At 43.4% G+C, this 26,233-nt stretch carries 25 protein-coding genes, 3 tRNA genes, 1 rRNA gene, 1 pseudogene and 1 other annotated feature; of the genes and pseudogenes, 21 read left to right on the forward strand and 9 right to left on the reverse strand.

All coding sequences use genetic code 11. The features are described from left to right. The first annotated feature begins 17 nt into the window (after positions 1 to 17). Positions 18 to 2,695, forward strand: a sequence feature (mutual gap in cmsearch alignment for this rRNA model is longer than 100). From rrf to BQ7344_RS14145, 5 genes and pseudogenes are all read left to right on the forward strand, one after another. Continuing rightward, positions 887 to 1,004 (forward strand): 5S ribosomal RNA (gene rrf, locus BQ7344_RS16995). (Overlaps the previous feature by 118 nt.) Before the next feature lie 81 nt (positions 2,696 to 2,776). Further along, positions 2,777 to 2,849, forward strand: a tRNA-Asn gene (locus BQ7344_RS14130). Between the two features lie 12 nt (positions 2,850 to 2,861). Continuing rightward, positions 2,862 to 2,933, forward strand: a tRNA-Glu gene (locus BQ7344_RS14135). A 26-nt stretch (positions 2,934 to 2,959) separates the two neighbouring features. Continuing rightward, positions 2,960 to 3,030: transfer RNA gene (locus BQ7344_RS14140), tRNA-Cys, on the forward strand. Positions 3,031 to 3,075: 45 nt separating this feature from the next. After that, a pseudogene (locus BQ7344_RS14145) lies at positions 3,076 to 3,696 on the forward strand (sulfate ABC transporter substrate-binding protein); the annotation flags it as partial. A 110-nt stretch (positions 3,697 to 3,806) separates the two neighbouring features. Here BQ7344_RS14145 and BQ7344_RS14150 read toward each other — a convergent pair. The 3 genes from BQ7344_RS14150 to BQ7344_RS14160 all read right to left on the reverse strand — a co-directional run bounded on the left by BQ7344_RS14150 (position 3,807) and on the right by BQ7344_RS14160 (position 7,782). Beyond that, complete coding sequence (locus BQ7344_RS14150; RefSeq protein WP_072523055.1) at positions 3,807 to 5,069, reverse strand: dihydroorotase; 1,263 nt, start codon at positions 5,067 to 5,069, stop codon at positions 3,807 to 3,809. A 165-nt stretch (positions 5,070 to 5,234) separates the two neighbouring features. Then, on the reverse strand, positions 5,235 to 6,455 hold the full coding sequence (locus BQ7344_RS14155) for a cation:dicarboxylate symporter family transporter (RefSeq protein WP_072523056.1): 1,221 nt from the start codon (positions 6,453 to 6,455) through the stop codon (positions 5,235 to 5,237). 37 nt (positions 6,456 to 6,492) lie between these two features. Next, positions 6,493 to 7,782 carry an L-cysteine desulfidase family protein gene (locus tag BQ7344_RS14160; RefSeq protein ID WP_072523057.1) on the reverse strand — a complete coding sequence of 430 codons (1,290 nt, stop codon included), beginning with the start codon at positions 7,780 to 7,782 and terminating at the stop codon, positions 6,493 to 6,495. Positions 7,783 to 8,068: 286 nt separating this feature from the next. Here BQ7344_RS14160 and rpsF point away from each other — a divergent pair, with 286 nt between their 5' ends. The 7 genes from rpsF (at position 8,069) to BQ7344_RS14195 (ending at position 13,948) form a co-directional block, all read left to right on the forward strand. Continuing rightward, on the forward strand, positions 8,069 to 8,356 hold the full coding sequence (gene rpsF, locus BQ7344_RS14165; RefSeq protein ID WP_015541063.1) for a 30S ribosomal protein S6: 288 nt from the start codon (positions 8,069 to 8,071) through the stop codon (positions 8,354 to 8,356). Between the two features lie 73 nt (positions 8,357 to 8,429). Further along, positions 8,430 to 8,888, forward strand: a complete 459-nt coding sequence (locus tag BQ7344_RS14170; protein WP_072523058.1) for a single-stranded DNA-binding protein — start codon at positions 8,430 to 8,432, stop codon at positions 8,886 to 8,888. A 46-nt stretch (positions 8,889 to 8,934) separates the two neighbouring features. Continuing rightward, positions 8,935 to 9,198: a 30S ribosomal protein S18 gene (rpsR, locus tag BQ7344_RS14175; protein ID WP_005427218.1), complete on the forward strand. Its 264-nt coding sequence runs from the start codon at positions 8,935 to 8,937 to the stop codon at positions 9,196 to 9,198. 195 nt (positions 9,199 to 9,393) lie between these two features. After that, positions 9,394 to 11,448, forward strand: a complete 2,055-nt coding sequence (locus tag BQ7344_RS14180) for a DHH family phosphoesterase (protein WP_072523465.1) — start codon at positions 9,394 to 9,396, stop codon at positions 11,446 to 11,448. After that, entirely contained in the window at positions 11,445 to 11,891 is a 447-nt protein-coding gene (rplI, locus tag BQ7344_RS14185) for a 50S ribosomal protein L9 (protein ID WP_072523059.1), read from the forward strand. Before BQ7344_RS14180 ends, rplI begins: the two co-directional genes overlap by 4 nt. Positions 11,892 to 11,910: 19 nt before the next feature. Further along, a complete protein-coding gene (dnaB, locus tag BQ7344_RS14190; RefSeq protein WP_072523060.1) occupies positions 11,911 to 13,239 on the forward strand; it encodes a replicative DNA helicase in 1,329 nt (442 codons plus the stop codon). A 145-nt stretch (positions 13,240 to 13,384) separates the two neighbouring features. Further along, positions 13,385 to 13,948: a MerR family transcriptional regulator gene (locus tag BQ7344_RS14195; RefSeq protein ID WP_072523061.1), complete on the forward strand. Its 564-nt coding sequence runs from the start codon at positions 13,385 to 13,387 to the stop codon at positions 13,946 to 13,948. Between the two features lie 58 nt (positions 13,949 to 14,006). Here the strand turns inward: BQ7344_RS14195 and BQ7344_RS14200 are convergent, their stop codons facing one another. Continuing rightward, positions 14,007 to 14,180: a DUF362 domain-containing protein gene (locus BQ7344_RS14200; RefSeq protein WP_005427212.1), complete on the reverse strand. Its 174-nt coding sequence runs from the start codon at positions 14,178 to 14,180 to the stop codon at positions 14,007 to 14,009. A gap of 201 nt (positions 14,181 to 14,381) precedes the next feature. Between BQ7344_RS14200 and BQ7344_RS14205 the strand changes: the two genes are divergently transcribed. After that, positions 14,382 to 14,582: a DUF1858 domain-containing protein gene (locus BQ7344_RS14205; protein WP_005427210.1), complete on the forward strand. Its 201-nt coding sequence runs from the start codon at positions 14,382 to 14,384 to the stop codon at positions 14,580 to 14,582. A gap of 120 nt (positions 14,583 to 14,702) precedes the next feature. Here BQ7344_RS14205 and BQ7344_RS14210 read toward each other — a convergent pair whose 3' ends face one another. Beyond that, positions 14,703 to 15,452, reverse strand: coding sequence for an adaptor protein MecA (locus BQ7344_RS14210; protein WP_072523062.1), 750 nt, complete (start codon positions 15,450 to 15,452; stop codon positions 14,703 to 14,705). Between the two features lie 421 nt (positions 15,453 to 15,873). Here BQ7344_RS14210 and BQ7344_RS14215 point away from each other — a divergent pair, with 421 nt between their 5' ends. Together BQ7344_RS14215 and BQ7344_RS14220 are read left to right on the forward strand one after the other, a co-directional pair. Next, positions 15,874 to 16,101: a hypothetical protein gene (locus BQ7344_RS14215; protein ID WP_072523063.1), complete on the forward strand. Its 228-nt coding sequence runs from the start codon at positions 15,874 to 15,876 to the stop codon at positions 16,099 to 16,101. 233 nt (positions 16,102 to 16,334) lie between these two features. Then, positions 16,335 to 18,014 carry a glycosyl hydrolase family 18 protein gene (locus tag BQ7344_RS14220; RefSeq protein ID WP_072523064.1) on the forward strand — a complete coding sequence of 560 codons (1,680 nt, stop codon included), beginning with the start codon at positions 16,335 to 16,337 and terminating at the stop codon, positions 18,012 to 18,014. 330 nt (positions 18,015 to 18,344) lie between these two features. Here the strand turns inward: BQ7344_RS14220 and BQ7344_RS14225 are convergent, their stop codons facing one another. Together BQ7344_RS14225 and trkA are read right to left on the reverse strand one after the other, a co-directional pair. Then, on the reverse strand, positions 18,345 to 19,784 hold the full coding sequence (locus tag BQ7344_RS14225; RefSeq protein ID WP_072523065.1) for a TrkH family potassium uptake protein: 1,440 nt from the start codon (positions 19,782 to 19,784) through the stop codon (positions 18,345 to 18,347). Positions 19,785 to 19,798: 14 nt separating this feature from the next. Beyond that, positions 19,799 to 21,154 (reverse strand): Trk system potassium transporter TrkA, encoded by a 1,356-nt coding sequence (gene trkA, locus BQ7344_RS14230; RefSeq protein WP_072523066.1) that lies wholly within the window; start codon positions 21,152 to 21,154, stop codon positions 19,799 to 19,801. 179 nt (positions 21,155 to 21,333) lie between these two features. Between trkA and BQ7344_RS14235 the strand changes: the two genes are divergently transcribed. From BQ7344_RS14235 to BQ7344_RS14245, 3 genes are all read left to right on the forward strand, one after another. Continuing rightward, positions 21,334 to 22,248 (forward strand): mechanosensitive ion channel family protein, encoded by a 915-nt coding sequence (locus tag BQ7344_RS14235; protein WP_083585558.1) that lies wholly within the window; start codon positions 21,334 to 21,336, stop codon positions 22,246 to 22,248. 133 nt (positions 22,249 to 22,381) lie between these two features. Next, positions 22,382 to 22,933, forward strand: a complete 552-nt coding sequence (locus BQ7344_RS14240; RefSeq protein ID WP_072523067.1) for a biotin transporter BioY — start codon at positions 22,382 to 22,384, stop codon at positions 22,931 to 22,933. After that, the gene (locus BQ7344_RS14245; RefSeq protein WP_072523068.1) at positions 22,930 to 23,313 is read left to right on the forward strand and encodes a DUF1284 domain-containing protein; all 384 of its coding nucleotides are present in this window, start codon (positions 22,930 to 22,932) and stop codon (positions 23,311 to 23,313) included. The genes BQ7344_RS14240 and BQ7344_RS14245 overlap by 4 nt, the downstream gene beginning before the upstream one ends. Before the next feature lie 625 nt (positions 23,314 to 23,938). On the opposite strand, the gene BQ7344_RS14250 is transcribed toward BQ7344_RS14245, so the two are convergent. After that, on the reverse strand, positions 23,939 to 24,250 hold the full coding sequence (locus BQ7344_RS14250) for an Ig-like domain-containing protein (RefSeq protein WP_072523069.1): 312 nt from the start codon (positions 24,248 to 24,250) through the stop codon (positions 23,939 to 23,941). A gap of 155 nt (positions 24,251 to 24,405) precedes the next feature. On the opposite strand from BQ7344_RS14250, the gene BQ7344_RS14255 reads away from it, so the two are divergent. From BQ7344_RS14255 to BQ7344_RS14265, 3 genes are read left to right on the forward strand one after another with little or no spacing between them, the layout of a single operon-like run. After that, positions 24,406 to 24,690, forward strand: a complete 285-nt coding sequence (locus BQ7344_RS14255; protein ID WP_083585559.1) for a spore coat associated protein CotJA — start codon at positions 24,406 to 24,408, stop codon at positions 24,688 to 24,690. After that, positions 24,687 to 24,971: a spore coat protein CotJB gene (locus tag BQ7344_RS14260; RefSeq protein WP_143143570.1), complete on the forward strand. Its 285-nt coding sequence runs from the start codon at positions 24,687 to 24,689 to the stop codon at positions 24,969 to 24,971. Before BQ7344_RS14255 ends, BQ7344_RS14260 begins: the two co-directional genes overlap by 4 nt. Positions 24,972 to 24,974: 3 nt before the next feature. After that, positions 24,975 to 25,601: a manganese catalase family protein gene (locus BQ7344_RS14265; protein WP_072523071.1), complete on the forward strand. Its 627-nt coding sequence runs from the start codon at positions 24,975 to 24,977 to the stop codon at positions 25,599 to 25,601. 94 nt (positions 25,602 to 25,695) lie between these two features. Here BQ7344_RS14265 and BQ7344_RS14270 read toward each other — a convergent pair whose 3' ends face one another. Then, positions 25,696 to 26,232 (reverse strand): flavin reductase family protein, encoded by a 537-nt coding sequence (locus tag BQ7344_RS14270; protein WP_072523072.1) that lies wholly within the window; start codon positions 26,230 to 26,232, stop codon positions 25,696 to 25,698. Position 26,233: the final 1 nt, after the last annotated feature.

The following is a 26,233-nucleotide window of genomic DNA, read 5'->3' on the forward strand; positions in this document are numbered from 1 at the left end:
AGGGTATCAGAAGCAAATGGTCAAGCAGAAAGGGCACAGGGCGGATGCCTTGGCACTAAGGGCCGAAGAAAGACGTGATAAGCTGCGATAAGCTTCGGGGAGGAGCAAATATCCATTGATCCGGAGATCTCTGAATGGGGAAACCCACATGAGCAAACCTCATGTATCCATACGCCAATCCATAACGTATGGAGGGGAACCCGGGGAACTGAAACATCTAAGTACCCGGAGGAAAAGAAAGAAAACTCGATTCCGTAAGTAGCGGCGAGCGAACGCGGAAGAGCCTAAACCAGGTCGCGTGCGATCTGGGGTTACGGACTGCATTTAAGATTCTGTAATGTTAGTAGAACGGTTTTGGGAAAGCCGGCCAGAGAGGGTGAAAGCCCCGTACACGAAAACAGAGCAGACTGAGCAGGATCCAGAGTACCGCGGGACACGAGAAACCCTGCGGGAAGTAAGGGGGACCACCCCCTAAGGCTAAATACCACTTAGTGACCGATAGCGCATAGTACTGTGAAGGAAAGGTGAAAAGGACCCCGGGAGGGGAGTGAAAGAGAACCTGAAACCCTGTGTCTACAAGCTGTGGGAGTGCCATATGAGCACAACCGCGTACTTTTTGTAGAACGGTCCGGCGAGTTGCGCACACTGGCAAGGTTAAGGACTCAAGGTCCGGAGCCGTAGGGAAACCAAGTCTTAATAGGGCCAGAGTCAGTGTGGGCAGACCCGAAACCGGGTGATCTATCCATGTCCAGGTNTAGAGATACAAGGAAGTTCGGTTCACTAAATTCGATGACATCAAAGATGTCCTCTCATTAAGTTCCTCCGAACAAAGTTCGTACTAAATTCGTACGGCGGTAAACCTTGTACTCATTAAGTACTCTACTTTTCTGGTGGCGATGCGCTTGTGGGAAACACCCGTTCCCATCCCGAACACGACGGTTAAGACGCAAGCGGCCGATGGTACTGCACTGGAGACGGTGTGGGAGAGCAGGTGGCCGCCAGATTAAGAAAAAAACAACAGACAGGTGTCTGATGAATATAGAAGCTGGTTTTACCAGTGATATAAGAAGAAAAAGATTTTTCCTCTTATATGACTGATAAAAATTCAGTCAACATCGTACCTTGAAAACTGCATACATGTAAATTTGATTAACTAATCAAATATCCTTGATATACAAACGTAAGATAGGAAGACATCGATAAATTTATTTATCAAAAGCAACGAGAATCAAAGACCGCTGATACCTACGCTAGGGTATCAGAAGCAAATGGTCAAGCAGAAAGGGCACAGGGCGGATGCCTTGGCACTAAGGGCCGAAGAAAGACGTGATAAGCTGCGATAAGCTTCGGGGAGGAGCAAATATCCATTGATCCGGAGATCTCTGAATGGGGAAACCCACATGAGCAAACCTCATGTATCCATACGCCAATCCATAACGTATGGAGGGGAACCCGGGGAACTGAAACATCTAAGTACCCGGAGGAAAAGAAAGAAAACTCGATTCCGTAAGTAGCGGCGAGCGAACGCGGAAGAGCCTAAACCAGGTCGCGTGCGATCTGGGGNAAGCAACTGTTTAGCAAAAACACAGGTCTATGCGAAACCGTAAGGTGAGGTATATGGGCTGACGCCTGCCCGGTGCTGGAAGGTTAAGAGGAGAGGTTAGCGCAAGCGAAGCTTTGAATTTAAGCCCCAGTAAACGGCGGCCGTAACTATAACGGTCCTAAGGTAGCGAAATTCCTTGTCGGGTAAGTTCCGACCCGCACGAAAGGCGTAATGATTTGAGCGCTGTCTCGACAATGCATCCGGTGAAATTGAAGTACCAGTGAAGATGCTGGTTACCTGCGCCAGGACGGAAAGACCCCATGGAGCTTTACTCCAGTTTGGTACTGGGATCCGGTACTGCATGTACAGGATAGGTGGGAGGCTATGAAATGGTAACGCCAGTTGCCATGGAGCCGCTGTTGGGATACCACCCTTGCAGTATTGGGTTTCTAACCAGCCGCCGTGACCCGGCGGTGGGACAATGCCAGACGGGGAGTTTGACTGGGGCGGTCGCCTCCGAAAGGGTATCGGAGGCGCCCAAAGGTTCCCTCAGGATGGACGGAAACCATCCAAAGAGTGCAAAGGCAGAAGGGAGCTTGACTGCGACACCGACGGGTGGAGCAGGTACGAAAGTAGGGCTTAGTGATCCGGTGGTATTAAGTGGGAATGCCATCGCTCAACGGATAAAAGCTACCCTGGGGATAACAGGCTTATCACTCCCAAGAGTTCACATCGACGGAGTGGTTTGGCACCTCGATGTCGGCTCATCGCATCCTGGGGCTGTAGTAGGTCCCAAGGGTTGGGCTGTTCGCCCATTAAAGCGGTACGCGAGCTGGGTTCAGAACGTCGTGAGACAGTTCGGTCCCTATCCGGCGTGGGCGTAGGATATCTGAGAGGAGCTGTCCTTAGTACGAGAGGACCGGGATGGACGGGCCGCTGGTGCACCGGTTAGACTGCCAAGTCTATAGCCGGGTAGCCAAGCCCGGAAGGGATAAACGCTGAAGGCATCTAAGCGTGAAGCCCCCCTCAAGATGAGATATCCCATCCGAAAGGAGTAAACCCCCTTGAAGACGACGAGGTTGATAGGGCAGGGGTGGAAGTGTGGTAACACATGGAGCTGACTGCTACTAATAGGGTGAGGGCTTGACCAAAGTAAGCATGGTTAAGATAATCGATTGCTTAGTCGACATGTATGTGGTTTTGAAGATATGATATATCTTCTAAGTAATATAATCCTCCTTAGCTCAGTCGGTAGAGCATGCGGCTGTTAACCGCAGTGTCGTTGGTTCGAGTCCAACAGGGGGAGCTTTTTATATCTGGCTCCATGGTCAAGCGGTTAAGACACCGCCCTTTCACGGCGGTAACAGGGGTTCAAATCCCCTTGGAGTCATTTCCTTAAATGGAATAATTAAATATGGTGCCATAGCCAAGTGGTAAGGCAAAGGTCTGCAACACCTCTATCCCCGGTTCAAATCCGGGTGGCACCTCTACAAAATCCAGAATTCAGTATTCTGGATTTTTTTTTGCATTAAGGAAATCCAAAGGGGATCAAGGACTGGGATGATTTGATCAAAGAAGATGTCGGAGTTATCACACTGAATCCGAAAACGTCCGGCGGAGCAAGATGGAATTATCTGGCGGCATGGGCGTATGCGGATAAAAAGTTTGATGGCGACGAAGACAAGATCAAAGACTTTATCAAGAAACTTTATGCAAACGTACTTGTACTGGATTCCGGTGCAAGAGGCGCAACGACTTCTTTTGTAGAAAACGGACAGGGTGATGTTCTGATTGCATGGGAAAACGAAGCTTACCTTTCTGTAAAAGATTATCCGGATGATTACGAAATTGTGACACCGAGTATCAGTATTCTGGCACAGCCATCCGTAGCAATTGTAGATTCTGTAGTAGATAAAAAGGGAACTCGAGAGACGGCAACAGAATATCTGAATTATCTTTATTCCAATGAAGCTCAGAGAATCGCAGGAGATAACTATTATCGTCCGTCTAATGAAGATATTTTGAAAGAGTATGCAGACACATTTGATCTGAATGTAAATCTTGTGACGATTGACGATTTTGGAGGATGGACAAAAGCGCAGGAAACACATTTTGCGGATGGTGGTGTGTTTGACCAGATTTATGAAGAATAAGAAATAAAAATAAGAGCCCTCCCCGGCAGGACTATAAGATTACTGCGCTGGAGAGGGCTCTTTGCATTGCATATCGAGGAGGCGCTGATTTGTAAAGTTATACACACACTTTATCCGCGATAAATAATTTTTCCACCACAGATCGTGTAGTGGATCTTTCCGTAAAGCTCAGATCCCTTAAACGGGCTGTTGGAAGCCTTGGAAGCAAAATCAGTGACAGTCCATTTTTCGTTTGGATCAAAGATTACAAAATCAGCCGGAGCATTTAACTGGATAATTCCGCCTGGCAGACGATAGAGCATTGCAGGATTACAGGTCATTTTTTCCAGAAGTTCCATCAGGGTTAGATGCCCTTCTTTTACAAGGGAAGTAATACCGAGGCCGAGGGAGGTTTCAAGTCCTGTGATACCGCTCGGAGCTTCTGTAAGCGGTTTTGCTTTTTCTTCCATACTGTGAGGAGCATGATCAGTAGCAATCAGGTCAATCGTGCCATCTTTCAGTCCTTCAATGATCGCCAGACGATCTTTTTCTGCACGAAGCGGTGGATTCATTTTTGCAAGGGTGCCATGTTTTAGAAGTGCCTCTTCTGTTAAAGTAAAATGATGAGGCGTTGCTTCTGCGTGGATGTCAGCACCGAGTTTTTTTGCTGTACGGACAAGTTCAACGGAGTTTGCGGAGCTGATATGTTGAATCACGACAGCAGCGCCGCTTCGAAGCGCAAGCATACAATCACGTGCTACCATAACTTCTTCAGCAATGGCAGGAGAACCGATGACATCAAGTTTTTCAGCGGTTTTTCCGGCATTGATGCCGTTATTGGTGATAAAGGCTTTGTCCTCTTCGTGAAGGCTGATTGGCATATGAAGTGCAGCAGCCTTTTGCATTGCCTGATAACAGAATACCGCGTCGAGAAGCGGAATACCATCATCGGTGAATCCACAGGCGCCTGCATTGGCAAGTGCATCGAAATCAGTCATTTTTTCACCATTCAGACTGTAGGAGACAGAAGCAGTCTGATAGATATGTATATCTTCTTTCTGTGCGCGCTCCAGAATATCTTTCAGAGTATCAACAGAGTCTACGGTAGGCTTTGTATTTGCCATACAGATGACAGAGGTAAATCCACCCTTTGCAGCTGCAAGCGACCCGGTATGGATATCTTCTTTGTAAGTGAGTCCCGGATCACGAAAATGCACATGTGTATCGACTAATCCCGGAGCTACAGTCAGTCCTGAAAGGTCAAGAATTTCTTCTTCATTCTGCGGAGCAAGGTCTGGGGCAAGTTCAGTGATAATACCGTTTGTAATACGGATGTCCAGAGGTGCGGCGGTTCGAGTAGCAGGATCAATAAGATGACCATTTTTAAGAAGCATAGTTTTCTCCCTTCTGACAGTGCAAGAGGATATTTCCAGTTCTTTTGCTTACTGTCACTAAATTAAATTCAGTATAGAAGAAACCGGAGAACTTTGTCAAGCTGACAAAATCCTCCGGTTGTATATTCGCAGTAAAATAAGTAGTTTAATAGACAGAATATGAATTTATAAATCTACGCTGATATTCTGTTCTTTAATATTGTGTCTCTTGGCGTATCCGGTGAGGATAAGGGTGAGAGCACCATCTCCGGTAACGTTACATGCTGTACCAAAGCTGTCCTGAAGGGCAAAGATCGTCAGCATAAGAGCAGTACCTGTTTCGTTGAAACCGAGAACACCGGTAATAAGTCCGAGGGATGCCATAACAGTTCCTCCCGGAACACCAGGTGCTCCGAGTGCGAAGATTCCGAGCAGCAGGCAGAAAAGAATCATGGTGCCAGGTGCCGGGATAGAGCCATACAGGATCTTTGAAATAGTCATAACAAAAAATACTTCAGTAAGAACAGATCCGCAGAGATGGATGTTGGCAAAAAGAGGAATACCAAACTGTACCATATCTTTACGAAGTGGTTTTGCTTTGCCTGCACACTGAAGAGCGACTGCAAGAGTAGCAGCAGAGGACATGGTTCCTACTGCAGTCAGATAAGCCGGTCCATAGTGGCGAACAACTTCCATCGGGTTTTCATGTGAATATACGCCAGCAAGGAAATAGAGCAGTGCCATCCAGATAAAGTGACCAATCAGTACGATTACGATAACCTGAAGGAATACAGGAAGCTGTTTGGTAATAGATCCTTCGTAAGCAAGTCCGCAGAAAGTAAGTGCGATAAAGAACGGAAGAATCGGAATAATGATCTTGGATACGATGGAAAGCACGATTTTCTGGAATTCATCCAGTACACCGGTGATCAGCTTTGTCTGATTCCATGTAGCAGCCAGACCTACCATGATAGAAAATACCAGAGCACTCATAACGGACATGATCTGTGGAATGGAAAGTTCGAATACGACTTCCGGAAGTGTCTTAAGCCCTTCTACATCAGTAACAATGGAGAGATGTGGGATAAGTATATATCCTGCACCTGTGGAAAAAAGAGCTGCACCGATAGAAGATGCATAAGCAAGCACAAGAGCAACACCCAGCATACGGGAGGCGTTGTTGCCGAGCTTTGTGATAGATGGTGCAATAAATCCGATGATGATTAGTGGTACACAGAAGTTGATCAGCTGACCGAGAACATATTTCACTGTAACAACGATATTCAGAATTGCAACAGTCAGCGAAGCACCGTCTGTTTTGTTTAAAATGATACCTGCAATGATGCCGATGATAACACCGACTAACAGTTTAAAAGGTAGGCTTGTAAAGAAATTATTTTTTTTCATTTAAGTAGTCCCCCTGTAAAAAGATATAAATATAAGATCAACAGTCCTGATTGATATCAGCCTGGTCGATCATGACATTGAGAATTTCCGTATCGGTGAGGCGCATGCCGACGCGTCCGATATATCCCATACTTTTGATGGTTTCTTCGATATCGTCTTTGATGATTCCCTCGCCCGGAAGAAAGCTCTTGTTCTGAATGCTGAGCTGGAAAGCCATCAGAGCGGCATCGACAGAAGAGGCGATCTTTGCGGCGCAGGATGGTTTGGCACCGTCACATACAATTCCACCGACGTTTCCGAGGGTGTTTATGATCGTCAGGGATACCTGCTGGTAAGTACCGCCATACATATAGGTGATTCCTGCACCGGCACCGCACGCTGCACTGACGGCACCACAGTAAGCAGAAAGACTTCCTATATAATATTTCTGATGGATGGCGATCAGATTGCTGACAACGAGAGAACGACAGAGTTTCTCATGGGAAACTTCCCATTCTTCAGCAAAAACAATAACAGGGAGAGATACGGTCATTCCCTGATTTCCACTTCCGGAGTTGATTACAACCGGCATGGAACAGCCGCCCATACGGGCATCACTTCCGGCAGCAGCCCTTGCACATGCTCTGGTCGTTACACTTTTGCCCCAGACATGCATGAGCGTTTTTCCGATCTGCGCGCCATAGTTATTGTCCAGTCCCTCCTGAGAGATGGCGGAGTTCAGTTTGATCTGACGATCCAGAATCGGCTGTACATCTTCTATTTTTACCTGATCGGCAAAATCAAGGATGTCTTTGACTGCCAGTTTGGATTTATCCACAGTAGTAATATTGTCAGATCTGTATGGATTATCCAGAATTACTTCACCGTTTTTTTCGATATGGGTGACGTTGGTGTGTTGATGCTCGATTGTGACAGAAGCGTAATGTCCGCCTTTGATCACTTTGGCTGTGATGTAGAGGTTGTCTACATTCTGAACCAGAGAGCAGGAACAGACGTTCTTTGCAATCAGTTCTTTCGTGAGGGCAATGTCTTTGGGCGTTACTTCACTGAGTACTTCCAGAGCTTTGTCAGCATTTCCACCGACGATGCCGAGAATAGCTGCAACGTCAATTCCTTTAAGTCCGCCGGAATTCGGAACAGTAACACCTTTAACATTCTTAATGATGTTTCCACTCAGAAGCATTTCTACCGTATCAGGAAATTCTCCGAGAATCTGGCGAGCTTTTGCCGCTGCATAAGCAATGGCAATCGGTTCTGTACATCCGAGTGCAGGTACCAGCTCCTGTTTCAGGATGTTCAGATAGTTTTCATATAATGCAGAGTCCATTAGTGGGTCTCCTTTCCCTTTAATACGCAATTAGCGTTTGTGCAATCAGTATATCCTGTTTTGAAAAATATTACAATGTATTATGCAAAATAACAAAAAATAAATATGATTTAACAAGTATGTATTCAGGGAAAAGGACTATTTTCATAAAAAGTGAAATGTTCGACAAAAAGCACTTTACATTTGCAAATTCATATGTTAGAATAACCAACTGTGTGATATATTTTCATATCCTTGCTCTCTGTACAGGCAGAGGGCCATAAAGACCACAAGGAGGTAAGAAAGCATGAACAAGTACGAATTAGCATTAGTTGTGAGCGCAAAAGTTGAAGACGAAGTTCGTGATGCAGTAGTAGAGAAAGCAAAAGGCTACATCGCTCGTTACAACGGAAACGTCACAGAAGTAGAAGAATGGGGTAAGAAGAAATTAGCTTACGAAATTCAGAAAATGCATGAAGGCTTCTACTATTTCATTCAGTTTGAAGCAGACGCACAGTGTCCGGCCGAAGTAGAAAGACATGTACGTATCATGGACAACGTATTAAGATACTTAGTCGTTCGTAAAGACGCATAATCTTTTTACAGATGGATTTTAGAAAGCACCATTAAGAAACCCGTTCACTCACTAAGAAGAAAGAGGTATAACAATGAACAAAGTAATTTTAATGGGACGCTTAACAAGAGATCCTGAGGTAAGATATTCCGCAGGAGAAAATGCACTGGCAATTGCAAGATACACATTGGCAGTCGACAGAAGATTTCGCCGTGACGGAGAAGCTACTGCTGATTTTATCAGTTGTGTTGTTTTCGGACGTGGCGCGGAATTTGCAGAGAAATATTTCCATCAGGGAATCCGTATTGTAGTCAGCGGTCGTATTCAGACAGGTAGCTACACAAACAGAGAAGGTCAGAAAGTCTATACGACAGAAGTTGTCGTTGAGGAACAGGAATTTGCAGAAAGCAAAGCATCCAGTGACAGCTATGCAGCATCACATCCTCAGCAGAGTGCAGCACCGGCTCCGTCAATGCCGAGCCCGGGAGCAGCAAGCGCAGATGGCTTTATGAACATTCCGGATGGAATCGACGAGGAGCTTCCATTTAACTAAGCTCTTAATTTAAACTGAAAGAAAATATGAACAGGAGGAAACCATCATGGCTTACAATAGAGGCGAAAGACCGGACTCTCCAATGAAGAGAAGAGGCGGACGCAGAAGAAAAAAAGTTTGTGTATTCTGCGGTAAAGAAAACAATGAAATCGATTACAAGGATGTAGCAAAACTCAGAAAATATGTTTCTGAAAGAGGTAAAATCCTTCCGAGAAGAATTACAGGAAACTGTGCAAAACATCAGAGAGCTCTGACCGTTGCTGTTAAGAGAGCACGTCATCTGTCCATGATGCCATACGTTCAGGACTAATCTGATCGATATAGCGTATATGAGTTGCTGTCACCCAAAAGACGGAAATCTGTCTGGAGGGTGGCAGCGTTTTTTTTCTGAAAAAAGACACCGAAGCTGTTTTCTTTACAATTTTATGGTAAAGTCTCTGTGAATCTGCTATAATAGAAGGCAGCATCGTTGTAAAGAATAAGAAAAAGAATGGTAAAGAGTGTTATGAGTGGAAAATTAAAATTAAAAGGTCACCTGAAGCATTTAGCCCGCTGGCCATTGTATTTATCCGTTCTGCTGATTGCATTGAATATTCTGGTATACGTGATCAACATAAAAGCTGGTGTAGTTGTCACTATGGGCAATATCCTCTATCTTGTGGCAGCAGTTGCACTTTTGCTTTATCACAGACCACTGTTATTCAATGATCTGATTGCTTTTGCCAGCCAGTATGAGTTTCTTGAGAAACGTGTTCTTGAGGAACTGGCGCTTCCATATGCAGTGATGGATATACAGGGAAGGATGATCTGGTCTAACAGAATGTTTGCCCAGCTGACGGGGAAAGATTCCTTCTATCGTAAAAATGTCTGTACGATTTTTCCTGATATTACAGCAGACAAGCTTCCGGGAAAGGACGGTCAAGACATCACAGAGCTCAGTACACAGTTTGGAGACCGAATTTACCGGATCTCCATGCAGAAAGTGAAGCTCGGTGAATCCGTTGTTCCATCAAAACTTTTGATGGACATTCCGGATACAGCCAGTCTTATCGCGATGTATCTCTACGATGAGACAGAGTTGAAAGAGTATATTCAGGCAAATGAGGACAATAAGCTGGTAGTTGCGCTGGCTTACCTCGATAATTACGAAGAAGCACTGGAAAGTGTTGAAGATGTAAGGCGCTCTCTTTTGATCGCACTGATCGACCGTAAGATCACGAAATATTTTTCTAATTATGACGGACTTGTCCGCAAACTGGAAAAAGATAAATATTTCCTGATAATGAGACAGAGTTCGCTTGAAGCTCTGAAAGAACAGAAGTTCCATATCCTTGAAGAGGTAAAGACAGTGAATATCGGTAATGAAATGACGGTGACGTTAAGTATCGGTATCGGACTGAATGCCCCGACTTATCTTCAGGATTATGAGTATTCACGTATTGCGATCGAGATGGCACTTGGACGCGGTGGCGACCAGGTTGTTATCAAGAATGGTGAGAAGATTACTTATTACGGCGGTAAAGCACAGCAGATGGAAAAGACTACCAGAGTCAAAGCCAGAGTAAAGGCACAGGCACTCAAGGAATTTATGAGTACCAAAGAGCGTGTTGTGGTCATGGGGCACAAGATTACGGATGTTGATGCGCTCGGAGCTGCTATTGGTATTTACCGTGCTGGAAAGACACTTGGTAAACCGGTACACATAGTTGTCAATGATCCGTCTACTTCGATTCGTCCGTTGATGGCAGGATATATGAACAATCCGGACTATGAACCGTCCATGTTTATTGATCGTAATCAGGCAATTGATCTGGTCGATGACAATACGGTTGTTGTCGTTGTTGATACGAACAAACCGAGTTATACAGAGTGTGAAGATTTACTGTATCTGACAAAGACAATCGTTGTGCTGGATCATCATCGCAGGGGAAATGAAGTCATTCAGAATGCCGTACTTTCCTATGTGGAGCCGTATGCATCTTCTACGTGTGAGATGGTTGCTGAGATTCTGCAGTATTTTTCAGATGATCTCCGTCTGAGAAATATTGAAGCAGACTGTCTGTATGCGGGAATTATGATTGACACAAATAACTTTATCACAAGAGCAGGTGTGCGGACTTTTGAGGCGGCTGCTTTCCTGAGACGCTCCGGTGCGGATATGACACGTGTCCGTAAAATGCTACGTGATAATATTGATTCCTATAAAGCAAGAGCGGAGGCAGTACGTACTGCAGAAATCTACCGTGGATGTTTTGCTATCGCACAGTGCCCGAGCAAAGGTCTGGAAAGTCCTACGGTTGTCGGTGCACAGGCTGCCAATGAACTGCTGAATATTGCAGGAGTGAAGGCATCTTTTGTTCTGACCCCTTATAACAAAGAAGTCTACGTCAGTGCCCGTGCGATCGATGAAGTCAATGTGCAGGTTATGATGGAAAAGCTTGGCGGCGGCGGACATATCAATATTGCCGGTGCGCAGGTCAGACGCCCGATGGATGAAGTCGAAGATATGATCAAAGAAATTATAGATGAGATGTATCAGGAGGAAGAAACAAAGAAATGAAAGTAATTTTATTAGAAGACGTAAAAGCCCTGGGAAAAAAAGGACAGATTGTGAATGTCAGTGACGGATATGCAAGAAACATGATCTTACCGAAAAAACTTGGTGTGGAGGCTACTCCGAAGAACCTCAACGATCTGAAACTTCAGAAAGCCAATGCAGAAAAAGTTGCACAGGAAAACCTCGAAGCAGCTCAGGCATTTGCAAAAGACCTCGAAACAAAAGAAATCATTCTGACACTGAAAGTAGGAGAAGGTGGAAGAACCTTTGGTTCTGTTTCCTCCAAAGAAATCTCCGAAGCAGCCAAAACACAGCTTGGTCTCGATATCGACAAGAAGAAGCTGCAGCTTCCGAATCCGATCAGAAATCTTGGTGTGACACAGGTTCCGGTAAAACTTCATCCTAAGGTAACCGGAAGCCTTAAAGTCTGGATCAAAGAAGCATAAGAAATAAGGAGTGGGCACGATGGAAGAAGCACTGATAAAAAGAATACCACCTCACAGTCTGGAGGCCGAACAATCAGTAATTGGTGCCATGCTTCTTGACAGGGATGCCATTCTGGTTGCATCCGAAATTCTGACAAGTGATGATTTTTATCAGAATCAGTACGGAATTATTTTTGACGCGATGGTGGAGCTCTGTAATGAGGGAAAGCCGGTCGATCTGGTTACCCTGCAGAACCGCCTGAAAGAAAAAGATCTGCCACCGGATATCAGCAGTATGGAATATGTCCGTGAGCTGATCGAGGCAGTTCCGACTTCGGCAAACGTAAAATACTATGCCAATATCGTAAGCGAAAAAGCGCTTCTCCGTCGCCTGATCCGGGCAACAGAGGATGTGGCAAATACCTGCTATCTTGAGAAAGAGAGCACAGAGATGATTCTTGAAGAATCTGAGAAAAAGCTTTTCAATATTCTTCAGAGAAGTATCGGCGGAGACTACGTGCCGATTCAGCAGGTCGTCCTGAATGCGATCAATAACATTGAAAAAGCATCAAAATTAAAAGGAAGTGTAACCGGTATTCCAACTGGATTTATTGATCTGGATTACAAGACATCGGGAATGCATCCGTCGGATCTGGTACTGATAGCAGCACGTCCCTCTATGGGAAAGACGGCATTTGTTTTGAATATTGCACAGTATATGGCATTTCGTAAGAATGTCACGGTAGCAATCTTCAGTCTGGAAATGTCAAAGGAACAGCTGGTGAATCGTCTTCTGGCGATGGAATCCCATGTAGACTCTCAGAATATGCGTACCGGTAATCTGAAAGATGAGGACTGGACAAAGCTTGTAGAGGGTGCGGATATCATCGGACGTTCCAATCTGATCATAGATGACACACCGGGAATCAGTATCGCAGAGATGCGTTCGAAGTGTCGAAAATACAAGTTGGAACACAATCTCGGAATTATCATGATCGACTACCTTCAGCTGATGAGCGGAAGCGGAAAGAGTGATTCCCGTCAGCAGGAAATTTCTGATATTTCCCGTTCGCTTAAGGCACTTGCGAGAGAACTGAGCGTGCCGGTCATTGCGCTTTCGCAGCTGAGCCGTGCTGTAGAGCAGAGACCAGATCACCGTCCAATGCTTTCGGATCTCCGTGAGTCCGGAGCAATTGAGCAGGATGCCGACGTGGTAATGTTTCTGTATCGTGATGACTATTATCATAAAGATACCGAGAAGAAAGATATTGCGGAAGTGATTATCGCAAAGCAGAGAAATGGTCCGATTGGTACGATCGAACTGGTATGGCTGCCGCGGTATACGCAGTTTGTAAATATGAAAAAATAGATAATATGTGTTGAATACAGCTATATACCGTGGAATTATACAGTTCCGATGGTGTATGGCTGTTTTTTTGTCGGACTGTTTTCATTGAATTTGAGAAAAATCCTGTCTATAATAAATTGTAGCGAATTTCATAAGGAGGTGTGAAATGGAGACACGTTATACAGTCAGACAGACAGTTGAGATGACTGGCGTTAAGTCCTATGTTCTGCGGTACTGGGAGGAAGAACTGGAGCTTCAGATCCATAGAAATGAACTGGGACACCGTTATTACACTGGATATGATATTCAGCTTTTCCTGAATATAAAAGAACTGAAGAGGCGGGGGCTGCAGCTTCGTGCAATCAAAAAACTGATTCCTCAGATCACGGCATCCATGAGCGGGTTCGCAGAAAGTGGGGCAGTGTTGCTGGAAGGTATTACAGAGGATATATCGGAAGAGGGACAGAGCAGTGCAAAGGAAGGTGCAGATACAAAACAGAGTACAGATACCGCCAAAGCGGAAATATGCAATAATGAAAAAATACTGGAATTTCAAACGATTCTTGAGCGGTTGATCGCACAGGAATTACGTTCTCAGAACGAGGATGAGGAGCGGTGCCGTTCACTTGATTTTGCGATACGGAGGCAGCAGATGGCAAGGCGTGAAGCAGCGGCTGCATCCGAAAAAAAAGGAAAAAGCAAACATTGGGATGGCGTGGGGAGAAAATAAAAATGAACAGAAAAAAGCTACGGCAGATGCCGCAGCTTTTTCGTTACCATGAATGAAATTATTCAGCTGGATGGATTGCTTCTGTTGGACAGGCGTCAGCACAAGTTCCACAGTCAAGGCATGCATCAGCATCGATTTCGAAATGCTCTGCACCTTCAGAGATAGCTTCAGCTGGACATTCAGCTGCACAAGTTCCACAGCTTACACATTCGTCAGAAATTACATATGCCATTATTAATATCCTCCTTTTTTCTCGTTAGTACCTTTACAGGTTCTATATCGTTATTCTAATATATATCTATCGGGATTACAAGTATAAATTTGTGAACAAAATTCGATATTTAAGGTTGATTCCTACTAACTTTTATATTATAATGAGAAATATCGGAAAATTTAAGAAATATTTTTTCCGTAAGAAAAGGAGGAAATTATAATGGCAAAAGTTACAAAAGATATGCTGATTGGCCAGTTGATTACTTTAGATCCAAATATCGCACCGATTCTTATGAGAGCAGGTATGCACTGTCTCGGATGTCCGTCTTCACAGATGGAATCACTGGAAGAAGCTGCTATGGTTCATGGAATGGACGCCGATGTACTGGTTCAGCAGATCAATGACTTTCTTGGAGAATAATATTCAACCGATTTTCTAAATGAAAAAAGACTGGCGATTGCCAGTCTTTTTGTTGCATTGCATATCGAGGAGGCGCCGGTGGCGCGTCCTCCGCTTTGTCTTGTCTTGGTATTGCATCAATCAGAGCTGTGTAAGCTGCTGTAATGCATTTTCAGAAATCAGTTCTCCGTGTTCTTTAAGATGCGCTTCACCGGCAATCGAAAATGGCCTGCTCTTACCGTACTCGGAAAGAATGTTGCAGATTTTGTTGAACTCCTCAGGGGAGTGATCAGACTGATGGATAACAAGCTGATAACGAGCTTCCCTGCCTTCTTTGTACAGTGTGTTGAGACCGGTAAAGAAATTGTTAAGGCCATGAGCAGCAGCAATGACATCATCAAGCTGGTTAAAGCAGAAAAGACGTGTCAGATTGACATCCGGAGTATCAGAAGAAGCATCCGGAGATTCCTGGCTGTCTTTCTGTGTAGTGGGCTGCTTACGGGAAGAGCCGCCTTTCATTTTTGCTTCGCATATTTTCTGGAAAATATCGATGATGTTATCAGCACCGTCAAGCTGAAGCGGTTCAGCCGGTGAATTTTCTTTATATGGTGAAAACTTGGAAAAACGTGTATCCAGTTCATCAGGATCTTCGACTTTGGTTATGATGAGGATGATGCTGTCAAGATTGACCGGGATCGCCTCGATCATCAGCGGAATATTGTCAGCTTCAAAGCCAAACTGCATCTGTGCCTGCTGCATCATATCACGGAAAAGCTTCTTGGCCTTCTCGGAGCCGTAGGCAAGTTCTTTGAGATTGACCTGATGTGTTTCCAGATCCTCACGGGTTAAAGTACAACGGATTTGGTTTTCATTGATTTTTTCTATTTTCATTTTATCACATCCTATTCTTGTTCCCCTGTCTCTGCAATATTATATACCACAACCCTACAGAATGTAAAGAAATACAATTTGCCTGTTTATAAAATATTTAGAAAAAAAGTGGGAATTTTTTGATAAAATGACAAAAACGCTTGCATATATCAAAAATACAGGTATAATAAGCCGTAAGAAAAAATATTTGTGTAGAGGATAGTTGAAAAACATTTTTACAGCAAACCAACACTTACACAATAACACAATTCTTTTTTTACATAAAGTCATTGCCAGATACATGTCCTGCAGCATTCACGCTGTGGCAGCAAGCAATTTCCCTAAGATTAAGTTCAATTATCGTTCCGGTATTTTTTCTTAAACCTATCAGGTGTTTTCTAAAATCAAAATCACAAGGAAAGGAGGAAAGGACTAAGAAAATATGTCACATGACAAGAAACACAATGATCCCGTAAAGCCTCTGAAGTCAGAGCTGAAGCTTTACCGCAGACAAGGTGTGGAACTTTACCTGGACGGCAGTCCAAGTAAGCCGAAGACGATAGCGAGAGCCTGTATGATCGCAGAAGACGGATGTTATATGCGGGATTATACAGAAGATGAGAACGGACGGATCGCAAGAGTAGATTTTGACCGGATAAAAAACACCTAGGGCATATAGGAAGAGGGGATTTTCTGATTTGCCTGTAAGCAGCTTTCCCTACAATACTTAACCATACATCAGAAAATCCCTTCCTGAAATAGATTTACAGTTTTGCAGAAGTGTGAAATTTTAAATAAACGACACAAGCCATAAAAAACATGATATAATAAAAAAGTATATGTCAATTTTCAGAAGAAACTGTAGAAAACTCAGAGATTCTCTGAGTCAAAAGGGAGAAACAGATGAAACATGAGACAGAGAAACAAATGAAGAAACAGCAGAAGCCGATAGTGATTGTGTGTATATTGATTTTAGTACTGGCAGCTGTTGGGGTGGGAATGCACTTTATCAAAAAGTATATTCCTACGAAAGAACGAATGGACCTGACGGAATATTATGGACAGACGGGCGAGGATGAAATGACCGTTATTCTTGGTACAGATATTATGGAGACTAAGGCGGTAAAATCCGGAGACAGAGTTTATCTCCCTCTGGATATGGTAAATACATATCTGAATCAGAGATATTACTGGGATAGTGCGAATCAGCAGATTCTTTATGCTACACCTTCAGAACTTCAGTATTATCCGGCTTCAGAGAGTGGAGACAGTGAGGTCTGGTTAAAGGCCGGCTCTGTTTATTTGAATCTTGATTTTGTAAAGAAATTTACGGATCTGGATGCATATGTGTATGACAATCCTTCAAGAATTGCGATCCAGCATCAGTTTACATCAGTAAATACTGCAACAGTAAAGAAAGATACCAGTATTCGCTACCGTGGAGGAATCAAATCACCGATTCTGACAGACGTCAGTGAAGGTACGACGCTGATCTATATGGAAGCGTTGGAAGACTGGGTACAGGTAGCGACAACGGATGGTTATATCGGGTATATTCAGAAGGATAAGCTCTCCGATATGGAAAAAAAAGATTTTGAACGTGATTTCCAGAAAGAAGAATACACTTACCTTACTATGGAGGATAAAGTGAATTTAAGCTGGCACCAGGTGACGACACAGGAGGCAAATGCTTATCTTGCTGACAGTATTGCAAATATCAGTGGAGTCAATGTGATCTCTCCTACCTGGTTCTATATTCAGGACACAGCGGGAAATATCGGAAATATCGCGTCAGCGGATTATGTGTCACTGGCACATGAGAAAGGTCTGAAAGTCTGGGGACTGATTGACAACTTTACTGCAGATGTGAGCACGACAGACACACTTTCACAGCTGGCATCCAGACAGAATATCATTCAGCAGCTTGTACAGACAGCTTTATCGGTAGGTCTTGATGGAATTAATGTCGATTTTGAGTCGCTCAGTGAGGATGCAGGACCGCATTTCCTTGAATTTTTGAGAGAACTTTCTATTGAATGTCACAAAAATAATCTGGTGGTTTCCGTGGATAACCCGGTTCCGGAGGATTTTACCAGTCATTATGACAGAAAAGAACAGGGACTTGTAGTGGATTATGTCATCATTATGGGCTATGATGAGCATTATGTTGGCTCTGATGCGGGCTCCGTTGCATCTCTTCCGTGGGTTGAACAGGGTGTACAGGATACAATCGCTGAGGTTACACCGGAGAGAACTATCCTTGCTATTCCGTTTTATACGAGACTCTGGAAAACTACCGGAGGAGCTGTGACCAGTGAAGCAATCGGAATGGATGAGGCGCAGAATGTACTCAGTACAAATGGAGTAGAGGCTGTCTGGGATGGAAGTGTCGGACAGAATTATGCGACTTTCGAGCAGGATAATTCAACGTATCAAATCTGGCTGGAAGATGCACAGTCAATTGCCGAGAAGGTAAAACTGATCCAGAAATATAACCTGGCAGGTGTGGCACAGTGGAAACTCGGATTTGAGAACAGCAGTATCTGGCAGACGATCAGCGACAATCTTCAGGCAGCATCCTGAGAACATCCTGACAGATAAGAAATTTTACAGAAGATAACATACAGAAAAGCACTTTACTTAAAGAAAAAATCCTCAGCATAGATGGCTGGGAAATACTTGAGTAAAGTGCTTTTTGTTTTATAAAAAAATATTCATAAAATCTTTTCTTACACAGGACTGATAAAAAAGTCCCATAAATGGAAGGAGGCCGGTACTTTCGTACCGGCGCGTATGAAAAAGAAAAATATTTTATAGAAAGCTTTCGCTCTCTACAGTGACTACTATACTAGATAAGTGTGAAAAAAATGTGATGCGATTTTGAATAAATTGTGAAGAAATCAATTTTTTACATCAGAATTTTTTCCAGGTCCCTTTAAAGAAGAGAAGCAACAGTGGGAAAATCTCCAGTCGTCCGGCAAGCATGTCGAAAACCAGAACACATTTGGAGAAATAAGAGAAAGAACTGAAATTTCCCATAGGTCCGACAATCTCAAGTCCGGGACCGATGTTGTTAAGTGTTGCGGTGACTGCGGTAAAGTTGGTAGTCATATCAAAGTTATCCAGTGATATAAGCAGTATGGAAACTGCAAAGATCAGAAGATAAAGGGTCAGATAGATATTTGTGGATCTCAAAATATCATGAGTGATCGTTTTCTGATCCATTTTAATCTTTTTGACAGCATTTGGATGCAGATATAACTGGAACTCTTTTTTTGCAGCTTTACAGAGAATCAGAATACGTGAAACCTTGATTCCACCGCCGGTACTGCCGGCACATGCACCAACAAACATCAGTAGCACAAGAATTGTTTTTGACAGGGCGGGCCATTGATTAAAGTCAGCACTGGAAAAACCGGTTGTGGTGATAATGGATCCGACCTGAAATGCTGCCTGCTGTATGGAAACACCAAGATTCTGGAACAGGTGCATAGTATTAAGTCCGATCACAAGAATTGCAGCAGCAATGATTCCGAAGTAGTAACGGACTTCTTCAAATTTAAGTGCCTGTCGGATCTTTTTTGTAAGGATCAGATAATATGCGGAAAAGTTTACTCCGAATAAAATCATAAATATTGTTGTGACAATCTGACAATAGGTGCTGTAACTTCCCATACTGTCATTTCTGATACCGAATCCACCGGTACCTGCAGTGCCGAATGCAATACATAATGTATCGAATAAAGGAATATTTCCAATCAGAAGCAGAACGATCTGAAGGAGCGTCATTCCGATATAGATAGAATACAGAATTTTGGCTGTCTGCTGTACTTTGGGCACCAGTTTACTTACAGAAGGTCCCGGGCTCTCTGCCTTCATCAGATTCATATGATAACCGCCTGCAAGTGGCAGCAGGGAGAGCAGAAATACCAGAACGCCCATACCACCGATCCAGTGTGTGAAACTACGCCACATAAGAATACAGTGAGGAAGAACTTCTACATCCGTGAGGATACTGGAACCGGTCGTAGTAAAACCGGAAACAGTTTCAAAAAAAGCATCGATCGGATGCGGAATGGAGTTACTCAGTACAAATGGAACGGATCCAAAGATGCAGAGTGCCAGCCAGCTTAATGCAACAGCAACGCATCCGTCTTTTGTGTAAAATACTTTGTTTTTTGGTTTACGGGCTGTCAGAGGAATACCGACAATGAGGCAGAGTATCATGGAAATCAGGAAAGCAAAGAATTCATGCTCCTGATAAACAAGGGCTGTGATACAGGGAAGCACCATGAAGATTGCCTGAAAGTTACACACCCATCCTACAATATATGCAATTATACGAAAATTCATCGATACACCTCATTTTACGCAAGGATATCGCGAATATCGCGAAGTCCCTTGTGTGTAGTTACAATAATGACATTATCACCAATCTGGATAGAGTCCTGACCTCGTGGAATCCGGACAGTTCCTTCACGGGTAAGGCAGCATACGAGGAGATTTGGCTTGAGATTTAAGTCTGCAAGCGGTATGCCGACAACCGGGGATTCATCACGGATAATAAACTCCAATGCCTCTGCCTGATTATCAAGGACATGATAAAGTGTTTCCACATTACTGCCGATTGTATTCTGCATGGCGCGTACATAACGAAGAATAGAATCAGAGGTGATGTATTTAGGATAAATAACACTTCCGATATCAAGATCATCAATGACATCTTTATATGGAAGACGGTTGACTTTTGCGATCAGCTTTGCCTGTGTCAGGTTCTTGGCCGACAGGGAAAGGAAGATGTTTTCTTCATCCATATTGGTCAGTGTGACGAAAGATTCTACAGTGGAGAGTCCCTCTTCAAGAAGCAGGGAACGGTCAGTGCCATCTCCGCAGATAATCGTTGCATCCGGAAGCATTTCACTGAGTTCTTCACAGCGTTCTTTATTTTTGTCGATAATTTTGACGCTGATCTTCAGGTCGGACAAAGTCTTTGCAAGATAGTAGGAAATTGTACCGCCACCAATGATCAGAGTATTTTTGACCTGATGCGTTTTCAGGCCGATTTTTTTGAAAAACTGGGCAGTGTTTTTCGGAGTTGCGATGATAGAAACAAAATCACCATTATGAACCAGATGATCACCACCCGGAATACTTAAGGTCGTTTTGCTTTCGATTGCACAAAAAAGAATATCGCAGCGATACTTGTCTGTAATTTGAGAGATGGACATTCCATCCAGACCAAATTCCGGAAGAACCTTAAACTTCAGAAGCTCTACACGGCCTCTGGAAAATGGATCGATTTTGATTGCGGCCGGGAAACGGAGCAATCGTGAAATTTCTCTGGCAGTTGCCAGTTCAGGATTGATGATCATGGACAGTCCGAGACGCTCTTTGATGAAACTGATCTCTTTGCTGTAGATCGGATTACGTACACGGGCGATGGTCTGACAGTGACCGGTCTTCTGTGCAATAAGGCAGCAGAGCAGGTTCAGCTCATCAGAAGCAGTTACTGCAATCATGATATCGGCGGTCTTTACACCAGCCTCCATCAGTGTATTGATACTGGCACCGTTGCCGACGATTCCCATTGCATCGATATCCTCAGTAAGATCATTGATAACATCAGGATCAGTGTCGATCAGCGTCAGATCTGTATCTTCTTCCTGCAATTGATCCGCAAGGGTGCGTCCAACTTTTCCACACCCAACAATTATAATATGCATGGTTTCCTCCATAAAATAAAGTATATATCTATTATAAGCGTTTTCATTATATCACTCTATATGAGGATTTTAAACATATAAAATAGTTTTTGTGTAAAATTTGTGTTATATTAAAACTACAGTTTTGCAAACAAAAAGAGTATGCTGGTTGTATGCAAAAATAACGAAGGGAGCTTTTTATGAGCACAGTTGATGAAACAGTCAGTAAAGTTGATCAGGGACTGCAGGAAATGGGAATTGGCAGTGTAAAAGAAAGCATTAAAGATATTCTGGATTTTAAACAGTATCTGCAGGATCAGATTCCGGCGGTGACCGGATTTTGCATAAAAGTTGTATTATCGATCATTGTATTTTTTGTAGGAAGAAAAATTATCCACTGGCTTCTGAAAATCATGCGGCGTTCGCTGGAACGGGCAAATGTAGATGCAGGTGTTGTGCAGTTTGCATCTTCTGCGGGCAAAGCGATTCTGTATATCCTTCTAATCATCAACATTGCAGTGAGCCTTGGGGTAAAAGAGTCATCAGTAGCGGCTTTACTGGGAACTGCCGGTGTAACAGTTGGTCTGGCACTGCAGGGAGGGCTTGCAAACCTGGCAGGCGGTGTTCTCCTGCTTTTGTTTAAGCCGTTTGTAGTGGGAGATTATATTATTCAGGATCAGTCGAATGGCTGTGAAGGTACGGTTGCAAAGATTGAGATCTGTTATACGACACTTCTCAGTATTGATAACAAGAAAGTTGTAGTTCCGAATGGTACATTGTCCAATAGTACGATCATTAATGTGACGGCGAAAGAGAATCGTAAACTTGAGATCAAAGTAGGAATTTCTTATGAGGCAGATATTCAGAAGGCTAAGACCATTCTGGAAAAAATACTGAAAGACGATCCGGATACAAAGAGTGACAGCCGGGAGATGGTTGTCTTCGTAGATGAACTGGCGGAAAGTGCCGTGATTATGGGGTTGAGAGTGTGGGTTGCCACTGAATCTTACTGGGCAGTAAAATGGCGTCTGAACCAGAAAATAAAAGAAGAATTCGATGCAAATGGAATCGTGATTCCATATAATCAGATGGAAGTCTATGTACATCAGAAATAGAATGTAAACTATGATACGAGAAAATGTAAACCTTTTTGCGATGATAGGTTGACAATGTGGGCATGCTGTGTTAAATTGTTAAAATCAAAACAAAGATCAGATGACAGAAGTCTGTTATCGCGAGGAGGACAAAATGAGTACAGTAGCAGTAACCAGAAGTAAAACTTATGACATTGTATACATTGCCGTTTTTGCAGTGATTATGGCGATTTGTTCCTGGATTTCCATTCCGGCAGCAGTTCCGTTTACATTGCAGACATTTGGTGTTTTTATTGCCGTAGGGATTCTCGGAGGAAAAAGAGGAACACTTTCTGTTCTTGTATTTATCCTTCTCGGAGCCATCGGTGTGCCGGTATTTGCAGGATTTTCCGGTGGAATCGGTGTTCTTGCAGGAACGACCGGTGGGTATATCATCGGATTTCTTTTCTCTGCACTTGTAATGTGGGCAATGGAAAAACTTCCTGGCAAAAAAGCAGTGATGCAGATTGTTTCTATGATCGTAGGACTGATTGTCTGCTATGCATTTGGTACTGCATGGTTTATGATCGTTTACAGCAGAGCAAACGGAGCTGTTGGTCTGGCAACCGTTCTTGGATGGTGCGTGATTCCGTTCATCATTCCGGATATTATCAAAATCGTACTTGCTTATGGACTTTCCAGAAAGCTTCGTAAATTTGTAGCATGATCAGGCTGAGACCTCACCATGGGATGTGTCTGGCGTATTTCGAGGGAAAAGGATACAGTGATGGTTTTACCGGAAATATGCAGCATATGCTGGAACTTCTGGAGAAAGGCGCAGATGTGGAAATGGCAGTTTTCGGTGATGAAATCTGCAAAGCCTGTCCAAATCTTAAACATGGTGTATGCTTAAGTGCAGATCTCGTAGAACATTACGATCGGAAAGTGCTGGAGTATTGTGGATTAAAAGAAAGAGAAAATCTGAATTTCCGGGATTTTGTGGATAAAGTTCAGAAGAACATTATCGAGACCGGGAAACGTGTGGAAATCTGTGGCGGCTGTCAGTGGAATGAGATATGCAGCCGGAAAGAAAGCAGATGGAAATAAGTATGAAATTAGAAACGTGCCATACAGTCATAGTACTGTGTGGCACGTTTTTGGTTCGGCTTTAGCCTGTTCAAAATGTCTACGCAGCGTGTAGGCATGCCCTTTTAAGGGCGGCGACGAGTCAAGCGCAATGTGGCTGGAGCAAAGCGAAAGCCAGCGCTTTGAGACGCTGGCCTAGCATTAAAGGCTTATAGCCGTCCTACGAGCCACCCGTTTCACGGGTGGGGGCGACTGTTGCAGCATATTATCAGGATAACACACATGACAAGGATTGTGAAACCCAGACTTTTTATTCAGAAAATAAATGCGAGAAATGCACAATCAATATGCTTAGACTGCGCTTGTGTTAGGACAAGTCACCTTCAAAAGCCAACTAGAATGACCAACATGAAAGAAATCCTCGTTCAAGTCCACAAAAACACCAGTCTCTGATGACCTAACCAGCGGAAGCTGAGATTCTGGTCCATCAAATTTTGGAATTCAGATGACTTATATACATGTTACGAAAATCATAGGTAACTAAATTTTGAAATTCAGATGACTCTGACAGAATCTACTAATATTCAAGTCAACTTAATTAACAATTTAGGATGCCTCAGACGAGAGTTAGTGAAATCAAAGGTAACTAACTCCCTTTATTCACGCTGACAACTGATGGAGCACTGGATGACCAGGTAACTTTACGCGAAGTACCTTTGAGTTTCAGTTGCTTTGATGTCTTAGTATAAACTGATAATTTGATATTACTCAGTTTAGGCTTTTCTACTTTGATTTTGTAAGTCCATGTTACATCTGAGGTTTTTGCTGTAATAGTGGCATTTCCCTTTGCTTTTGTAGTAACTTTTCCAGTGGAGTTTACGGCAGCTACTTTGGGATTACTGCCTTTGAAGGTCATTTTTACAGGTGTTTTAATGGTTGTCTTTTGTCCGACTACCATCAAGAAGCAGGGAAAGTATCTTTGATTTCTTTTTCATAAAACATTCCTCCTTAGTGTATTTTCTTAATTATACTACGGATTCTCATTTATGCACACTGGCCTTTTTTATTTCATAAAATATAAGGAAACAACTTTTTCACCAGAAAGGATTGTTCATGGAAAATTATCAGATGCGCCGTGGCTGCGGTCGACCATATAATACAACCTGCGGCATGGGAAATCAAAGAGAAATGTCCTGTACCCGCCGGACCCTGACTGAGAAGCCGGCAGTTTCCGGAAAGGAAATGTATACACACGTTGATCATATGGAACCTGCAATGGCATATGTTCCTTATCAGGATTTTACGACGACGTATGATCTGAGTTATGCCCTGAAAGTGGGAACTGTTTTCCCGCAGTTGTGCAAACCGTTTTGTGGAAAGAGAGGTAAGCAGAAATGATGTATCGAAATCAGTGCACACCTCGTGAGAATCTGTTGAACCGGATTAATGAAGTCAGCTTTGCAGTCAACGACATTCTTCTGTATCTTGATACCCATCCGAAGTGCAAAGAAGGGCTTGCTTTTTATCAGGAATGTGATAAAGAACGACAGAAACTTATGAAAGAATATGCACAGTGTTATGGGCCTTTGACTGTAGATGACGCGTTGGAGTCCGACGGTGATACATGGAAATGGGCAGAACAGCCATTTCCGTGGGAAGTGGAAGGAGGTTGCAGATAGTCTATGTGGAATTATGAAAAAAGACTCCAATACCCGGTCAATATAAAGACACCTAATGCAAAAATTGCACAGTTTATCATGAGTCAGTATGGTGGCCCGGATGGCGAAATCGGAGCGTCCATGCGTTACCTCTCCCAGCGTTTTACGATGCCGAACCGAACCGCTATCGCAGTTCTGAATGATATCGGCACGGAAGAACTGGCTCATCTGGAAATGGTTTCCACGATCGTGCATCAGCTCACCCGAGGGCTTTCTATGGAAGAAATCGAAAAGAGCGGTTTCGGACCATACTATATTGACCATACAGTCGGTGTTTGGCCGCAGGCCGCCGGAGGAGTACCTTTTAATGCCTGTGAATTCCAGAGCAAAGGAGATCCTGTCACGGATTTGTTTGAAGATCTTGCCGCAGAACAAAAAGCACGTGCAACCTATGACAACATCCTTCGTGTAGTACGTGACATTCCGGAAGTTGCAGATCCTATCCGATTCCTGAGAGCTCGTGAAATCGTGCATTTCCAGCGTTTCGGTGAAGCACTCCGTTCTGTACAGGAACAGCTTGATGAAAAGAATTTCTACGCTTTCAATCCGAGTTTTGACTGCCCATGCGAAGCATCCTGTAAAAATCCCTGAATCAGAGAATATACTCATGGCACTGCTTCAATACACACGCAAAAAATTCAGCTCCCCAATGGCGGGGAGCTGTTTTCACGCTTATACAGATAATTTACTCAATTACATAAGCATTTACGATTTCACCATAATATGCCACATGTGTATCTTTGTTTGAACCGGTAAACAAACTGTCTACATCCTGCGGATAAAATTTTGCTTTGTTTTCTTCGGTCATTGCATTCATATCCTGTGCCTGTTTGTAGACAACTTTACATTCAAGTGTCAATGGAAGTTCTTTTACTCCCGGAACAGAAGTCATTTCCGGCTCTTCATAAGTCAGGCCAATTTCTTTTGCTTTATCAATGTCTCTTCCTGATTTGGAACCGCAGAAGCCGAGGATTTTTTTCGCACTGTCATCAATAGGAATGCTGACTGTAAATTCGCCAGTCTTTTCAATGAGACTTCTTGTGAAACGGTTTTCTCTGATAAAGGTAACAAAAATCGGTTTTCCCCATTCGATTCCAATCATTCCCCATGAGATAGTCATGGAATTTACTTTATCATCAGCTTTACCAGTAATGAGTACTCCTGATTTTACCCCTTTCAGAATTTCTCCCATATGTTCATAAACATCTATTGTTTTCTTCATT

Origin of the sequence: Blautia sp. Marseille-P3087, assembly GCF_900120195.1 — a bacterium.
Classification (GTDB): Bacteria; Bacillota; Clostridia; order Lachnospirales; family Lachnospiraceae; genus Blautia_A.

Excerpts from the sequence above, each read along its gene's own strand:
- BQ7344_RS14250 (WP_072523069.1), bottom strand. The coding sequence starts at position 24,250 with ATGGTAGTCGGACAAAAGACAACCATTAAAACACCTGTAAAAATGACC.
- BQ7344_RS14210 (WP_072523062.1), bottom strand. The coding sequence starts at position 15,452 with ATGAAAATAGAAAAAATCAATGAAAACCAAATCCGTTGTACTTTAACC.
- BQ7344_RS14205 (WP_005427210.1), top strand. The coding sequence starts at position 14,382 with ATGGCAAAAGTTACAAAAGATATGCTGATTGGCCAGTTGATTACTTTA.
- BQ7344_RS14255 (WP_083585559.1), top strand. The coding sequence starts at position 24,406 with ATGGAAAATTATCAGATGCGCCGTGGCTGCGGTCGACCATATAATACA.
- BQ7344_RS14245 (WP_072523068.1), top strand. The coding sequence starts at position 22,930 with ATGATCAGGCTGAGACCTCACCATGGGATGTGTCTGGCGTATTTCGAG.
- BQ7344_RS14150 (WP_072523055.1), bottom strand. The coding sequence starts at position 5,069 with ATGCTTCTTAAAAATGGTCATCTTATTGATCCTGCTACTCGAACCGCC.
- rpsR (WP_005427218.1), top strand. The coding sequence starts at position 8,935 with ATGGCTTACAATAGAGGCGAAAGACCGGACTCTCCAATGAAGAGAAGA.
- BQ7344_RS14200 (WP_005427212.1), bottom strand. The coding sequence starts at position 14,180 with ATGGCATATGTAATTTCTGACGAATGTGTAAGCTGTGGAACTTGTGCA.
- BQ7344_RS14265 (WP_072523071.1), top strand. The coding sequence starts at position 24,975 with ATGTGGAATTATGAAAAAAGACTCCAATACCCGGTCAATATAAAGACA.
- BQ7344_RS14195 (WP_072523061.1), top strand. The coding sequence starts at position 13,385 with ATGGAGACACGTTATACAGTCAGACAGACAGTTGAGATGACTGGCGTT.
- BQ7344_RS14260 (WP_143143570.1), top strand. The coding sequence starts at position 24,687 with ATGATGTATCGAAATCAGTGCACACCTCGTGAGAATCTGTTGAACCGG.
- BQ7344_RS14170 (WP_072523058.1), top strand. The coding sequence starts at position 8,430 with ATGAACAAAGTAATTTTAATGGGACGCTTAACAAGAGATCCTGAGGTA.
- BQ7344_RS14180 (WP_072523465.1), top strand. The coding sequence starts at position 9,394 with ATGAGTGGAAAATTAAAATTAAAAGGTCACCTGAAGCATTTAGCCCGC.
- BQ7344_RS14220 (WP_072523064.1), top strand. The coding sequence starts at position 16,335 with ATGAAACATGAGACAGAGAAACAAATGAAGAAACAGCAGAAGCCGATA.
- rpsF (WP_015541063.1), top strand. The coding sequence starts at position 8,069 with ATGAACAAGTACGAATTAGCATTAGTTGTGAGCGCAAAAGTTGAAGAC.
- BQ7344_RS14155 (WP_072523056.1), bottom strand. The coding sequence starts at position 6,455 with ATGAAAAAAAATAATTTCTTTACAAGCCTACCTTTTAAACTGTTAGTC.
- BQ7344_RS14160 (WP_072523057.1), bottom strand. The coding sequence starts at position 7,782 with ATGGACTCTGCATTATATGAAAACTATCTGAACATCCTGAAACAGGAG.
- BQ7344_RS14215 (WP_072523063.1), top strand. The coding sequence starts at position 15,874 with ATGTCACATGACAAGAAACACAATGATCCCGTAAAGCCTCTGAAGTCA.
- BQ7344_RS14235 (WP_083585558.1), top strand. The coding sequence starts at position 21,334 with ATGAGCACAGTTGATGAAACAGTCAGTAAAGTTGATCAGGGACTGCAG.
- BQ7344_RS14225 (WP_072523065.1), bottom strand. The coding sequence starts at position 19,784 with ATGAATTTTCGTATAATTGCATATATTGTAGGATGGGTGTGTAACTTT.
- trkA (WP_072523066.1), bottom strand. The coding sequence starts at position 21,154 with ATGCATATTATAATTGTTGGGTGTGGAAAAGTTGGACGCACCCTTGCG.
- dnaB (WP_072523060.1), top strand. The coding sequence starts at position 11,911 with ATGGAAGAAGCACTGATAAAAAGAATACCACCTCACAGTCTGGAGGCC.
- BQ7344_RS14270 (WP_072523072.1), bottom strand. The coding sequence starts at position 26,232 with ATGAAGAAAACAATAGATGTTTATGAACATATGGGAGAAATTCTGAAA.
- rplI (WP_072523059.1), top strand. The coding sequence starts at position 11,445 with ATGAAAGTAATTTTATTAGAAGACGTAAAAGCCCTGGGAAAAAAAGGA.
- BQ7344_RS14240 (WP_072523067.1), top strand. The coding sequence starts at position 22,382 with ATGAGTACAGTAGCAGTAACCAGAAGTAAAACTTATGACATTGTATAC.